Below are 14,064 nucleotides of genomic sequence, written 5' to 3'. Positions count from 1 at the left end.
CCTGGCCGTCAGGGCAGCCACCGCGTCCTCGAGGAGTCGAGACCCGTGTCGGAAAACAAAGATCTCCAGGTAGCCGAGCCGGCCACGAGCGTTGAGGGCGTGAAGTTCGTTTACGACTTCACCGAGGGCAACAAGGACCTCAAGGACCTCCTCGGCGGCAAGGGCGCGAACCTCGCCGAGATGACCAACCTGGGCCTTCCCGTCCCTCCGGGCTTCACGATCACCACCGAGGCCTGCAAGGTCTACCTCGACAGCGGCGAGGAGCCGGCGGCACTGCGTGACGAGGTGAGTGCGCACCTCGTCGCCCTCGAGGAGCGGATGGGCAAGAAGCTCGGCCAGGCCGACGACCCGCTGCTCGTCTCCGTCCGCTCCGGCGCGAAGTTCTCCATGCCCGGCATGATGGACACGGTCCTGAACATCGGCCTCTCCGACAAGTCGGTCCAGGGCCTGGCCGCCCAGGCCGGCGACGACCGCTTCGCGTGGGACTCCTACCGCCGCCTCATCCAGATGTTCGGCAAGACCGTCCTCGGCGTCGACGGCGAGCTGTTCGAGGACGCGCTGGACTCGGCGAAGGCCGCGAAGAAGGTCACCGTCGACACCGAGCTGGAGGCCGCCGACCTCAAGAAGCTGGTCACCCGCTTCAAGAAGATCGTCAAGACCGAGGCCGGCCGGGACTTCCCGCAGGACCCGCGCGAGCAGATGGACCTCGCCATCAAGGCGGTCTTCGAGTCCTGGAACGGCGACCGCGCCAAGCTCTACCGCCGCCAGGAGCGGATCCCCGGCGACCTGGGCACGGCGGTCAACGTCTGCTCGATGGTCTTCGGCAACCTGGGCCCGGACTCCGGCACCGGTGTCGCCTTCACCCGCGACCCGGCCTCCGGCCACCAGGGCGTGTACGGCGACTACCTCCAGAACGCCCAGGGCGAGGACGTGGTCGCGGGCATCCGCAACACCGTCCCGCTGGCCGAGCTGGAGACGATCGACAAGAAGTCGTACGACCAGCTGATGCAGATCATGGAGTCGCTGGAGAACCACTACAAGGACCTCTGCGACATCGAGTTCACGATCGAGCGCGGTCAGCTGTGGATGCTCCAGACGCGCGTGGGCAAGCGGACCGCAGGCGCGGCCTTCCGCATCGCCACCCAGCTGGTCGACCAGGGTCTGATCGACGAGACGGAGGCGCTCCAGCGCGTCACCGGCGCCCAGCTGGCCCAGCTGATGTTCCCCCGCTTCGACGAGGAAGCGAAGACGCAGCAGGTGGGGCGCGGTATCGCGGCGTCGCCGGGTGCGGCCGTGGGCAAGGCGGTCTTCGACTCGTACACCGCCGTGAAGTGGTCCCGCTCCGGCGAGAAGGTCATCCTGGTCCGCCGCGAGACGAACCCCGACGACCTGGACGGCATGATCGCGGCGGAGGGCATCCTCACGTCCCGCGGCGGCAAGACCTCCCACGCGGCCGTGGTGGCGCGCGGCATGGGCAAGACCTGTGTCTGCGGCGCCGAGGAACTGGAGGTCGACACGAAGCGCCGCCGGATGACGGTGCCGGGCGGCCACGTGGTGGAGGAGGGCGACGTCATCTCGATCGACGGCTCGTCCGGCAAGGTGTACCTCGGCGAGGTCCCGGTCGTCCCGTCCCCGGTCGTGGAGTACTTCGAGGGCCGGATGCACGCGGGCGCGGACGACGCCGACGAGCTGGTGGAGGCCGTCCACCGCATCATGGCGTTCGCGGACCGCAAGCGCCGGCTGCGGGTCCGTGCCAACGCCGACAACGCCGAGGACGCGCTGCGCGCGCGCCGCTTCGGCGCGCAGGGCATCGGCCTGTGCCGCACGGAGCACATGTTCCTCGGCGACCGGCGTGAGCTGGTGGAACGCCTGATCCTCGCGGACACGGACGAGGAGCGCGAGGAGTCCCTCAAGCAGCTCCTTCCGCTCCAGAAGAAGGACTTCGTCGAACTCTTCGAGGCGATGGACGGCCTCCCGGTGACGGTCCGCCTGCTGGACCCGCCGCTGCACGAGTTCCTCCCCGACATCACCGAGCTGTCGGTCCGGGTGGCGCTGGCGGAGGCCCGCAAGGACTCCAACGAGAACGACCTGCGCCTGCTCCAGGCGGTCCACCGCCTGCACGAGGCGAACCCGATGCTGGGCCTGCGCGGCGTACGCCTGGGCCTGGTCATCCCCGGTCTCTTCACGATGCAGGTCCGCGCGATCGCGGAGGCGGCGGCGGAACGCAAGAACGCCAAGGGCGACCCGCGCGCGGAGATCATGATCCCGCTCGTCGGCACGGTCCAGGAGCTGGAGATCGTGCGCGAGGAGGCGGACGAGGTCATCGCGGAGGTCGAGGCGGCGACGGGCGTGGCGCTCAAGCTGTCGATCGGCACGATGATCGAACTGCCGCGGGCCGCGCTGACCGCCGGTCAGATCGCCGAGGCGGCGGAGTTCTTCTCGTTCGGCACGAACGACCTCACCCAGACGGTGTGGGGCTTCAGCCGGGACGACGTCGAGGCGTCCTTCTTCACCGCCTACCTGGAGAAGGGCATCTTCGGGGTCTCCCCCTTCGAGACGATCGACAAGGACGGCGTCGGCTCCCTGGTGAAGTCCGCCGCGGAGGCCGGCCGCCGCACCCGCCCCGACCTGAAGCTCGGCGTCTGCGGCGAACACGGCGGCGACCCGGAGTCGGTCCACTTCTTCCACGAGGTGGGTCTGGACTACGTCTCCTGCTCCCCCTTCCGCATCCCGGTGGCCCGCCTGGAGGCGGGCCGCGCGGCGACCCAGTCCACGGGGAGCGACCACCGCTGAGCCTCACCCCGAACGGGGATCCCGCCTGATCCCCCATGACCCCGGAGCCGCCGCCGGTCCCCGACCCTCACCGATCGACGACGGCTCCGGCACGCAAGAGGAGGGCGACACCCTGTGCGGGGGTGTCGCCCTCTCGTGCATCAACTGCGGCGACTGTCAAGCCGTGGCGCTGACCAGGCAAAATGCCGTTTGCTTGCGTTGGTTGCCGTTGAACCTGCGTGACGCCGTTGTGCCCTCGTTGTGCCCTCCAGGAGCGGCCAGGTCCCGTCACCACAGACCCCGCCGGGACTCGGCACCTTCCAGAAGGCGGTGCGCGTACTGCGGTGAACGGTGGCGGCCGTCGGCGCACTGGACAAAGACCAGGACAACGGGGGGCCTCACTGACCAGTGCCGCTCACCACTGGCAGAAGACAACAGAAGCGTCGTCGCCGGACTTGTAGCGCGGCCACCGTCGCCCGGTCGGGTCGGTGGCTTCGACCTTTCGGACGGTGGCGATCAGCTCTTGTGGCCCACCGCCGCGAAGCGTCGTGAAGACTTCGGACCAGGTGGCCATGCCGTACTCGGTGACCAGGCGCGATACACCGTCGGAGAGAACGGCGGCGGCGCGTACGTCCTCGGTGGGGGTGCTGCCGACGACGGCGTGTGCCGCCGCTTCTGCGTTGGAAGCAGCGACCCAATATCCGGTGGGCGTGTTCCGGGTCTGTCGCTGTGCGGTGACGAGCCGGCGAAGCGCTGCCCGATGCTCCGCCGTATGGGTCTCGTACTGCTCGACTTCCGCCCGTAGCTCGGGAAGGACATCGTCCACTCGAAGATCAGTGAGCACCGTGAAGCCCCGGGCCCCCTCGAGCACGACGGGCGAGTCCGCCAAGACCAGGTACTCAAGCAAACCCTGTCGCTCCCGGAGGATCGCCACCGTGGCCGATGGCGTTCCGGGGTTGCCGAGATCGCATTCAGGATGCAGCGCCGCCACCCGTTCGAGGGCACCCGCCAAACCGGTTGTCAGCGAGGTGCCCGGGTCTGCCAGTCCGGCGACTAGCTGACCGCCGAGATGCGCCACGTACCAGGGCACGCCGTGGCGGCATCCGGTGTCCAGGCCCGCCGTGCTGAGTCCGTCCAGCACAACGGCGAGAGTCGGTGTGCCGGCCGCCCAATCTTCGTTGGGAGCTGCTCCACCGGGTTGGGTGTCGATCGCGACGCGCATGCTCAGCCTTCGTGTCGGTACAGCGGGGTGACGCGTCGACTCTCCAGCACTTCGAGCGTCTTCGGGTCATAACGGCACGAAATCAGGGTGGAGAACCGGCGCGTGCGGACTTCGCGGTAAAGCTCTGCCAGGTTGTTTTCCAGGAAGTGAACGACTCCGTTCGCTCCGATGGCGTGGATACCAGCGATGTAGAGGAACGTCCCCTTCCCATCGAGGCGGGGGAGACGTCCCAGATAACCGACGTCGCCGGCCGATCCGTCCTCATCCTGCGGTGACCGGTACTCCGTCCCGGCGACCTGGTCGACCAGGTGCCACGCATGGTCTTTGGCAAAACGAAGGTTGTCGTCACCTTCGAGTACCTGAGCCACGATCGGGGACAGCCGGGGGCCGCAGATGACGACGTGGTTTTCCCGGTTGAGGTTGACGATTCCGGTCGGCGGAATCACCTCGTACTGAGTGTCCAGCTTCATGCCGCCCAACAGCTTTCGAAGGTGTTCGAAGTTGTTGAGGTCTTCCCGGGTGACTACCTCGCTGGGGTGCTGGTCGGGCCCCTTCCCTGCTTCGTACTTGCCTCCGAGTGACACCGTGACCAGGTCTGTGCCGAAGAAGGCGCGCTCTGGCGGGGGCCCGGACGACGCGAGCTGACCCACGCGCCCCCGACTGACCCCGAGCCGCTTCGCAATCTCGGCTTGGGTCATCCCCGATGCCTGTGCCTCTTCGATCGCTTCCCGGCGGACGCGGGACAGCTCATTCACGTGGCTCTGATACCGCGCCATCAGGTCGATTGCGGCTTTGGCGCGGTCAACGGGGTCCGTGATCCCAGAGACCGTCTCCATGTCGTTCTGCACGTCTCTCCCAACATCGCCTAGGGGGGCTATCAGACTCTATCGCGAGAGGGGGTTGCGCGCAGCCTTCGGTTTGCCTACCGTACCTATCAAGCGAGACGGCAACCCCCCCTAAGCAAGTCGAGGGGATGCTGTCACGGCTGCTTGACCTGCACGAATGCGCGACAACGGGGGCTGCTTGCAGCCTCAAGGGGCCCGGGACAGAGCGGGCCGAGGTCCACCGGGATTCCTTTGCAACCGGATGGCTAGGCCGAAAGGCCAACGTCTCCATATGCCTACAAACGGGAGCGCGCTCCCGAAGGAGACACCTGCACCACTGCACTACCTCAGCCCCGGCATCCCGCCGTGAGGGCGCGGGATCGAATCCCGCCCGGGGCACTCCGACCGTTCTGCGGTCGCGCCGCGTGTCGCACGCGGCTTCCCCTTCAACGGCGCGCGGTCCCCGGGTGGCACCCCGGGGACCGCTGTTGGGCCGTTCCGTCCTGTGAGAGGAACCACGACCCATGAAGCACATCGGTGCTGTTCAGGTGGTTGTTACCGCCGACGAGTTCGACCGTGAGCCGACGCTCGCGGAGCTGGACGCGATCGAGCTGGAGTCCCCGCTGATCCTGGCGGAGGTCGACCTGCTCGACGCGCAGATCAAGGCCATGGACCGCCCCGCGAACGAGATCGACACCCGCCGGATCCGCCGGGCCCGCAACCGGATGCTGGACGCCCGCCGCGACCTGGCCAACCGTGCCGGTTCGGGCGAGGTGGCGTGATGGGCCGCTCCGGAAAGATCCTGTTGGTGGCCGCGCTGGTCGGTGTGGTCGGTATGGCGTTCCGCGTCTCGTGGAACGCGCTGCGGGATATCGCCGGCGCGATCGGCGCGGACTCGACCGCTGCCACCCTCTACCCGTTCGTGGTCGACGGACTGATGGCGCTGGCGCTGGTCGCCACGCTCGTCCTGGCCGACAACGACCGCAAGTTCGCGCTGCGGGTGCTGGGCACCTACACCATCGCCTCGCTGGTCCTGAACTACGTGCACGGACTCGTTCCCGCACTGCACGGCCGCACGGTCGACTGGGGCCGGTTGGCGCAGTGGGATCCGGCGAACTGGGCGCTGGTCCTGCTGGCGACGTCGCTTCCGGTCGGGTCGATCTACTTCGGCTCCGATCTGGTCGCGAAGGTGCTGCACCACCGCCCCGCCCCGATTCCTCCCGCAGACACGAATGCGGAGGAATCCACCGAGACCAACAGGAATCGGTCTACGGCTGACCTGCTCGAATCGGCCCCGGCGCCCACGGTCACGTTGACCCGGCTGAGGGTGCCGGATCCGGTCGCGGTCGACCTGGGCAAGTCGACTCTGCCGCTCAAGCCCGCACGTGCGATCCCGGCGCCGGTCGTGGCCCCCGTCGCGCGGTCGGTCCCGGCGGAGTCGACCCGGCCGCGTCGGGCGACGGGCCGGGTGCCGCAGGTCGCCCGATCGAGCCGACCGAAGCGCACCCCGGATCAGTTGCTCGCCGAGACGCGGTCGGCCACGGCCGGCTGGACGGACGCGCAGATCACCGCCGAGGGGATCCGCCGTCAGGTGCACACCTCACCCGCCAACGCCCGGATGCTGCGCGACACCCTCCTCGCCGAGCGTGGCGCCGACACCGGTACCCAAGGGAGTCACTGACCATGGGCAAGCCCGACACCCGCCGTCTGGACCGTGAGATCCAGTTGGCGATCCGCAAGCTGGAAGCGGTCCGCAACCAGGAGATGTGGCCGCTCAACAGTGCCGAGCGCCGCGCCGTCCTCGGCGCGCTGGCCGGCGGCTCGTACCGGGTCATGCGCGGCAAGAGCACCGCCCGCGCCGAGCGGACGCTGGAGTCGGCGTGGAGCGCCGTGCAGGTCCGGCTGACCACGGAGATCGCCGCCATGCAGACCGAGCGGCAGCGGCTGGTGAGCGAGGCCGCCGCTGCCAAGGCCGTCAAGAAGTCGCAGGGGTGGTGGTGACCATGTTCCAGGCTGGCGACAGGGTCACGATCGTGGCCTGCGACGACAACCCCCGCGCCGTCGGCCGCACCGGCCGGATCGTCGACGAGGTCCCGCCCGGCCCGCTCACGAACGGCCGGTGGACGGTCAACGGCATCGGCCTGCTGATCGGCCCCGTGCTCTGCCACAGCCACGAGATCCAGAAGACCGGCTGACACCCAGCCCCGCCGGGACGGCGGCGCCCGCCGTCCCGGCCCCCGCTCTTCCTTCCCGCAGGCCCTTACCCGCCCCCGCCGTGGGGTGCTGAGGAGACTTCCGCATGTCCGAGAACGTTGTTCACCTGCACAAAGACACCACCCCCGCCGGACCGTCCGCCGTGACCACGCTGACCGTGGTCCCCGACCCGGCCCCGCTGGCGCCCGTCCCGCTGTGGGTCCGCTATGGCCGCGCCGTCAAGCACGCCGTCACGCACGAGAACACCAAGACGACCGTCCGCGCCGTCGCCCGCCACGGCCTGTACGTGGTCGGTGGCGCCCGGATCGTGGGCCGGCGGGCATGGGACGGCCGCACCGCCGCCCGCTACGAGCGCTACATGCGCACGGCGGAAGCCGCGGGGAACATGGAGGCCGCTGCGGAGTGGGAGGAGCGGGGTCAGCGCTACCGCGACGCCCGGCACCGCCGCCGCATGGACCTGCTCCACTCGCCGCTCGACGCGGCCAAGGGGCTGGCGGTCGGCACCGGGACCGGCATAGGGGCGCTGGTCGCCCTCGGGATCGTCATGGCCACCGCCACCAAGGACGTCACGGACGTCGTCACGCCCCTGATGGCGGTGGTGGAGTTCATCAACCTGCTGATCACCATCGTTCAGGTGGTGTGGGGTCCGGCCGTCACGCTGGGCCCGTTCCTGGCCCTGCTCGCGCTGTGGGCCGTCGGCAGCAAGCAGCAAGCCGCGCCGCAGTGGGCTCTTCCCGCGAACGTCCGGTCGGGTGAGGGTGAGCCGATCACGCCGTCGATCGTGGTCAAGGCCCTGCGCGACCTGGGGGTGCCCGCCCTGCGCACCGCCATCAAGGAGATGGGTGACGCCGGCGCGTCCATGCTGGGCCCCATCCGGATCGCCGGGTGCGGCGTGGAAGTCGACGTCACGCTCCCGTCCGGGGTGGCGACCAACGAGGTGCAGCAGCGCCGCAGGAAGCTCGCCGAGAACCTCACCCGGCACGAGCACGAGGTGTTCATCACGATCCCCGAGGCGGCCCGCACGGTGAGGCTGTGGATCGCCGACTCGGGGGCGCTGGACGAGCCGATCGGCCCGTCCCCGCTGGTCACCGACGAGACCATGACCGCCAACTATAAGACGGGCAAGGCCCCGTGGGGGCAGGATCTGCGTGGCGACGCTGCTGAGCTGAGCGTGTACCAGCGGCACCTGCTCATCACCGGCCGCTCCAACCAGGGCAAGACCGCCTCCCTGCGCTCCCTCGCCCTGTGGCTCGCGCTCGACAAGCAGGTGCAGTTCTGGCTCGCCGACCTCAAGGGCGTCGGCGACTGGCGCATGTTCGACGGCATCGCCCAGGTACTGATCGAGGGCCCCTCGGACAACCACGTGATCCAGGCGACCGAGATGGTCGAGGACGCGGTCGCGGAGATGAACCGTCGCATCCAGGTGCGGCGTGACGACCCGACGGCCGTCTTCCCGCCGCTGATCGTGCTGGTGGACGAAGCGCAGAAGGTGTTCATGTGCCCGGCCGTGGACGAGAAGCGGGTCCCCTACGGAGGGTCCAAGGCAACGTCCCGGTACTTCATGGCCGTCCGGGAGATCCACAACCAGGGGCGGGCGGTCGACGTCCTGATGTGGCAGGGCACCCAGGACCCCACCGACCAGAACCTCCCCAAGCTCGTGCGCGAGGGCGCCCACACCCGCGCCTCCCTCGTGCTGGGCAGCGAGTCACAGTCCAAGATGGCGCTGGGCGACAAGGCGGTCGAGGACGGGGCCGCCCCGCACATGCTGCGCCAGGGCCTGGACAAGGGAACCCTGGTCGTCGCCTCCGACGGCATCGACATGCCCCAGGGACAGTCGTTCATCACGGTGCGCACGCACTTCATCGACGACGACCCCGCCACCGTCATCGCCGACCGCGCCAAGGCCCTGCGCGGCGAGGGCGTCGCCACCCTGCGCGCCGTGGAGCGGGGCGACAAGCGTGACCCGCTCGCCGACATCCTCGCCGTCCTCGGCGACGAGAAGCGATCGCTCACCCAGGACGTCATCAAGCGGCTCGCCGCGCTGGACCCCGGCGCCTACAACGACTGGTCGTTCGGCGACCTCGCCCGCGTCCTGGAGGGCGACGGAGTGGAGGCGTACAAGTCGCACGGCCGCATGATGATCCGCCGCGACGACGTCGCCCGCGCGCTCGCCGAACGCAACGCCGATGGTTCCGCTTCCGCCTCGAAGTAGCGGGGAGGCACGCCCTCCCGGCCCGGGGAGGCGGGGAGAACTCCCCAACCGCCTCCCCACCCCTGCCTCCCCCGTGGCGATCAGCGAAAACACCGTTTCGGGGAGGCGGGGAGGCCCGCAGGTCAGCACCCCCGAAACCCCCTCCACAGCGCCCCCGGCAGGGGGTGTGTCTGCCTCCCCCACCGAGCACCGGAAGGGATTCCGCATGTACCCCGAACCCGCCCCCAACCCGCCCGCCATACGGGCGGCCGAGGTCCACCAGCCCACCCCCATCACCCCCACCGTGGCCCCGTACGCGGCGCCGCTCGTGCCGGTGCAGCCCGGCACGGTGCCGACGGTCGCGAGCGTCGTCCTGCCGGACGGCCGCGTCGTCACCGGCTACGCCGTCAGCCCCGCGCAGCCCGAACCGGTCGCCACCCGGCCGGCCGTCTCCCGCACGGCGGTGAACGTCGCCCTCGGAGGCGTCGGGTTCCTCGCCGCCTGCGGCGGACTGCTCCTGCTGACCACGTTCATCACCGCGCTGGCCGCGCTGGTCACCCAGCTCATCACCCTCGCCGCCGTCATCTTCGGCGGATGGATCGCCGCGCAGATCTTCAGCAGCAACCGACACAGCGGCGGAACCACGGTCAACATCCGCAAGGCCGTCATCAAGCGCAACAAGTTCTACGGCTGACAGGAGCCTTCGTGTTCGAGATCCGGATCATCTGCGACCCCATCGACACCGACCGCGTCACCACCGCACTCGCCGCCGCCTTCACCACCGGCACGGTGCGCCGGCACCCGACCCGCGACGGTGAGCGCACCCGCCTCTACCTCACCGCCGACCACCGCCCCGCCCCGCAGGCCTGGCCGACCCCCGAGCAGGCTTACGCGAACGCCCCCGGCATCGCTGACGAGATCTGCTGGACCGCCGACACCCTCGCCGCCACCCCGTGCTTCACCGAGCTGGGACGCGAGTTCTACCTGCGCAAGGCCGCTCTGCTGGACCGCATCGCGCTCCTGAACGAGCCCGACACAACCGGCGACAACACCCAGACCGCCTACGCGGCAGCCGTCGCCCTGCTCGACATCGACCAGCCCGGCGTCATCTGCGACCCGCGCGCCTACGTCCGCCAGCAGTACGCCCACACCGCCCACCGGTAGCTACGCCAAGGGCGGCCCCCCCATTCCGCCAAGAACCGGGGCCGCCCTTGCCAACCAGCCAGCAACTGACCTGTTGGAGGTCATCCAGCATGACGCAACCCACCACCATTCGGCGAGCCCTGGCCTTACTCGCCCTGTCCGAGCCCATCCGAGTGCTGGACGCCTACTCGTGCATCGGGGGAGGCACCGAGGGCTACCGGCGCGCCTTCAAGCACTGCCACATCACCGGCGTCGACATCCAGGCGCAGCCGGACTACCGGGGCGACGCCTTCCACCAGGGCGACGCCGTCGAGTTCATCCGCGCCCACGGACACGAGTTCGACTTCATCCACGCGTCCCCGCCGTGCCAGGGCGAGGGTGCTCCGACCAAGGGCACGAACGCCGCCCGCAACGCGGCGATCGGCCGGACCTACCCTCGGCTCATCGCCCCCACCCGGGCCGCGCTGGAGGCCACCGGGCGGCCCTACGTCATCGAGAACGTGCCCGGGTCCGAGGTCCGCAAGGACATCCGGCTGTGCGGGGAACAGTTCGGCCTCGCCGTGCTCATGCACCGCTACTTCGAACTCGGCGGATGGACGACCGCGCAGCCGGCCCACCCCCGCCACCGGGGCTACGTGCGCGGATGGCGCCACGGCGAGTACCGGGACGGCCCGTACGTCGCCGCCTACGGCGCCGGCGGAGGAAAGGCCACCGTCGCCGAGATCCGCGACGCCAAGGGCATCGACTGGTCCACCGACCACCTCAGGCTGCGCGAGGCCCTCCCGCCCGCCTACACCGAGTGGATCGGCCGCGCGTTCCTCGCCACCCTCGCCCCCGCGCTGGGGGTGGTCGCATGAGCGCCCCGACCCTGCTGGACACCGCGCTCACCCTGGCCGCGCGCGGAGTGCCCGTGCTGCCGTTGCGGGCCGGGAAGGTCCCGTTCGGCAACTGCCCCACCTGCACCGCCAACGCATGCGGCGGACGGCCGAACATGAAGACTGCGGGCCCCTGCCGGTGCCCCGACGTCTGCCACGCGTGGGCCGCCGCCACCACCGACGCGGACACCATCGCCTCCCCACTGTGGGCGTCCGCGTGGCGCCGGGCCGCCGCCGTGGCTTATCACCCCGGCGGTGCCGGGCTGACCGTGGTCGACCTGGACGACGCTGCGGCCGTCACCTGGGCCCGTGCCAGCCTCCCGGCTACCCGGACCGTGCCCACGACCAGGGGCGAGCACTGGATCTACCGGGGCGCGATGCGCTCCGCGAACCACGTGCGCCCCGGAGTCGACGTCAAGTCGTCCATGGCCTACGCCCGCTGGCTCGGTCCCGGCACCGGCCTCATGCTCGAACTCCCGGCGGCCGTCTGCGCGCTGGTCGTGAAGGAAGACACCACCCCCGCCCGCGCAGGAGTGGCGTCTTCCTCCAGCACCCCGTGGGACCGCCACGCGGCCACCGGGTGCCAGCACACCGAGCGCTTCATCCGCACCGGACTCGCCCGGGGCGTCGCCCTCGTGCGGGCCCGGACCGAATCCGGCGCCGGATCGCAGGCGTTCGGCGCCGCCCGGTTCCTCGCCGCCCAGCACACCACCTGCCCCGGCCCCTGCGCCCTCGACGCCCTCGGCGAGGAGATCGTGGCCGCCGCCGTCTCCGTGGGCGTCCCCGAGCCCTACGCCCGCCGCGCGGTCACCAACGGCCTTCAGGCGCCCTCAGGGCGGGCGGCATGAACAAAGCAATGCGAAACCCCGCAAACAGGCCTCAGGGCGCCGTACAGGGCCCGCCACGGCCCACCGTGGGCGAACCGAAGGTCGCCGCCCGCAAGGGCGTCCTTTCTGCCGTTGGTTCTGACCCGCAGACGGTCACCGTCACCGGCATCACTCCGGGGCTCCAAGTCCGGTGCGAGGGAGTGCCGGTCGCGGACTGGCTGTGCGCGTGCGGGCACCACGAACGCGCCCGGGGCCGCGCCGCCGTCATCAGGCTGACCGCCCGCGTCCGCGTTGGCATCTGCCCCCACACCATCGCCGAAGGGAGGGCAGCAGCATGACCACACAGCCTGTGGACAACGACCTGTGGGCCGGACTGCCCACCCTGGAGGAACCGCACGGTGACGACGACGCAATGCCGGATGTGTGGGAAGAGCCCATTCCCCTCACCGGCAGGCGCGATCGCCCGACGTTCCCCGCCCACGTCTTCCCCTCCTGGCTGGGGGAGTTCGTGGCGGCCGTCGCGGAGGAGACGCAGACTCCGGTGGACCTCGCTGGGTCGGTCGCCCTCGCCGTGCTCGCCACGGCGGCCGGCGGCCGGTCCGTGGTCCACGTGCGCGGCAACTGGCGTGAGCCCACCAACCTCTACACCGTGGTGGCGCTCCCGCCCGCCAACCGCAAGTCCGCCGTCTTCGCCCTGCTCACCAATCCACTGTATGAGGCCGAGAAGCAGCTCAAGGCCGCGATGCAGCCGGTCATCGTTGAGGCGGAGCTGACGGCGCGGTTGGCCAAGGAAGCGGCGGACAAGGCGGCTGCCAAGGCTGCGTCCGCCGAGACGGACAAGCGGCAGGAGATGGTGGCCACGGCGGTCGGTCTCGCGCAGACCGCCGACACCCTCACCGTCCCCGCCGAACCGGTGCTACTGGCGGACGACTCGACACCCGAGACGGTCACCTCGCTCATGGCGGAGCAGGGCGGACGGCTGTCCGTGATGAGCGCGGAGGGCGGCATCTTCGACATCATCGCCGGCCGCTACTCCGGCGCCCCCAACATGGAAGTCTTCCTGAAGGGGCACGCCGGGGACCGGCTGAGGGTCAACCGGCAGACCCGCCGCGAGTACATCGACGCCCCCGCCCTGACCATCGGCCTCGCCGTGCAGCCGGACGTTCTGAGAGACATCGGCAAGGTGAAGGGGTTCGAGGGACGCGGACTGCTGGCCCGCTTCCTGTACTCCCTCCCGGCGTCCACGGTCGGCGAACGCGAGATCCTCACCGACCCCGTCCCCGAGACGACGGCCGCCACCTACACCGCCCGCGTCATCGACCTCACCCTGTCCCTCGCGGAGTGGACCGACCCGGCCGTCATCCAGCTCACCCCGGAAGCGGACGCGGCACTGATCACGTATCAGAAGCGCATCGAACCGCAGCTCAAGGCACGCGGCGGAAAGCTGGGCCACATCTCCAACTGGGCCGGAAAACTCGCCGGAGCAACCGCCCGCATGGCCGCGCTGCTTCACCTCGCCGAACACGGCGGCAACGGCTACGCCCACCCGGTCACGGAAGCCACCATGCGCGCGGCGATCGAGCTGGGGGAGTACTACACCGCCCACGCCCTCGCCGTGTTCGACGCCATGGGCACGGACCCGGTCCTGTCCCGCGCCCGCAGTGTGCTGGAAGCCCTCCGGGACAACGGATGGGAGGACGTCAGCCGGCGGGACGTGTTCACCGTCCTGTCCCGCAGCGAGGTCCCCACCGTCGCCGATCTCGAACCCGCCCTCGCGCTGCTGGAAGACCACGGATACCTGAGGTCCTACCAGCCCGAGCGCACCGGCAAGCGCGGACGCCCCCCGGCGCCCCGCCTGCTCGCCCACCCCACCCTGCGGGGGGGGGGGGGGGGGGGGGGGGGGCGGGGGGGGGGGGGGGGCCCCCGAAAACAAAAAACACCCAAGCAAAAAAAAACCAAACCCACCCCCAAGTCGGGGGGGGGGGGGGGTCTGTGC

The 14,064-nt window shown here is 70.3% G+C and carries 13 protein-coding genes; 11 read left to right on the top strand and 2 right to left on the bottom strand.

Annotated features, from left to right (window positions below):
- The first annotated feature begins 45 nt into the window (after positions 1-45).
- Complete coding sequence (gene ppdK, locus ACZ6D7_RS00675) at positions 46-2,793, top strand: pyruvate, phosphate dikinase (RefSeq protein ID WP_469481794.1); 2,748 nt, start codon at positions 46-48, stop codon at positions 2,791-2,793.
- 394 nt (positions 2,794-3,187) lie between these two features.
- Here ppdK and ACZ6D7_RS00670 read toward each other — a convergent pair whose 3' ends face one another.
- A complete protein-coding gene (locus ACZ6D7_RS00670; protein WP_469481792.1) occupies positions 3,188-3,994 on the bottom strand; it encodes a hypothetical protein in 807 nt (268 codons plus the stop codon).
- A 2-nt stretch (positions 3,995-3,996) separates the two neighbouring features.
- Positions 3,997-4,842, bottom strand: a complete 846-nt coding sequence (locus ACZ6D7_RS00665) for a sigma factor-like helix-turn-helix DNA-binding protein (protein ID WP_469481787.1) — start codon at positions 4,840-4,842, stop codon at positions 3,997-3,999.
- Between the two features lie 500 nt (positions 4,843-5,342).
- On the opposite strand from ACZ6D7_RS00665, the gene ACZ6D7_RS00660 reads away from it, so the two are divergent.
- The 10 genes from ACZ6D7_RS00660 to ACZ6D7_RS00615 all read left to right on the top strand — a co-directional run.
- Positions 5,343-5,600: a DUF6284 family protein gene (locus ACZ6D7_RS00660; protein WP_469481784.1), complete on the top strand. Its 258-nt coding sequence runs from the start codon at positions 5,343-5,345 to the stop codon at positions 5,598-5,600.
- A complete protein-coding gene (locus ACZ6D7_RS00655; RefSeq protein ID WP_469481781.1) occupies positions 5,600-6,499 on the top strand; it encodes a DUF2637 domain-containing protein in 900 nt (299 codons plus the stop codon). Before ACZ6D7_RS00660 ends, ACZ6D7_RS00655 begins: the two co-directional genes overlap by 1 nt.
- Before the next feature lie 2 nt (positions 6,500-6,501).
- On the top strand, positions 6,502-6,819 hold the full coding sequence (locus tag ACZ6D7_RS00650) for a hypothetical protein (protein WP_469481778.1): 318 nt from the start codon (positions 6,502-6,504) through the stop codon (positions 6,817-6,819).
- Positions 6,820-6,821: 2 nt separating this feature from the next.
- Positions 6,822-7,013, top strand: a complete 192-nt coding sequence (locus ACZ6D7_RS00645; protein WP_469481775.1) for a hypothetical protein — start codon at positions 6,822-6,824, stop codon at positions 7,011-7,013.
- 104 nt (positions 7,014-7,117) lie between these two features.
- Positions 7,118-9,244, top strand: a complete 2,127-nt coding sequence (locus ACZ6D7_RS00640) for an FtsK/SpoIIIE domain-containing protein (protein WP_469481772.1) — start codon at positions 7,118-7,120, stop codon at positions 9,242-9,244.
- Positions 9,245-9,449: 205 nt separating this feature from the next.
- Positions 9,450-9,917, top strand: a complete 468-nt coding sequence (locus ACZ6D7_RS00635; protein ID WP_469481769.1) for a hypothetical protein — start codon at positions 9,450-9,452, stop codon at positions 9,915-9,917.
- 11 nt (positions 9,918-9,928) lie between these two features.
- Complete coding sequence (locus ACZ6D7_RS00630; RefSeq protein ID WP_469481765.1) at positions 9,929-10,387, top strand: hypothetical protein; 459 nt, start codon at positions 9,929-9,931, stop codon at positions 10,385-10,387.
- Between the two features lie 89 nt (positions 10,388-10,476).
- Positions 10,477-11,223: a DNA methylase gene (locus ACZ6D7_RS00625; RefSeq protein ID WP_469481761.1), complete on the top strand. Its 747-nt coding sequence runs from the start codon at positions 10,477-10,479 to the stop codon at positions 11,221-11,223.
- Positions 11,220-12,089 carry a bifunctional DNA primase/polymerase gene (locus tag ACZ6D7_RS00620; RefSeq protein ID WP_469481758.1) on the top strand — a complete coding sequence of 290 codons (870 nt, stop codon included), beginning with the start codon at positions 11,220-11,222 and terminating at the stop codon, positions 12,087-12,089. Before ACZ6D7_RS00625 ends, ACZ6D7_RS00620 begins: the two co-directional genes overlap by 4 nt.
- A gap of 313 nt (positions 12,090-12,402) precedes the next feature.
- On the top strand, positions 12,403-14,064 hold a 1,662-nt coding region (locus ACZ6D7_RS00615; RefSeq protein WP_469481755.1), incomplete at its 3' end, for a YfjI family protein.

The organism is Streptomyces sp. NPDC041784, from assembly GCF_055591025.1.
The sequence above is the reverse complement of the archived record's forward strand: the minus strand, read 5'-3'. Positions and strand labels throughout refer to the sequence as shown.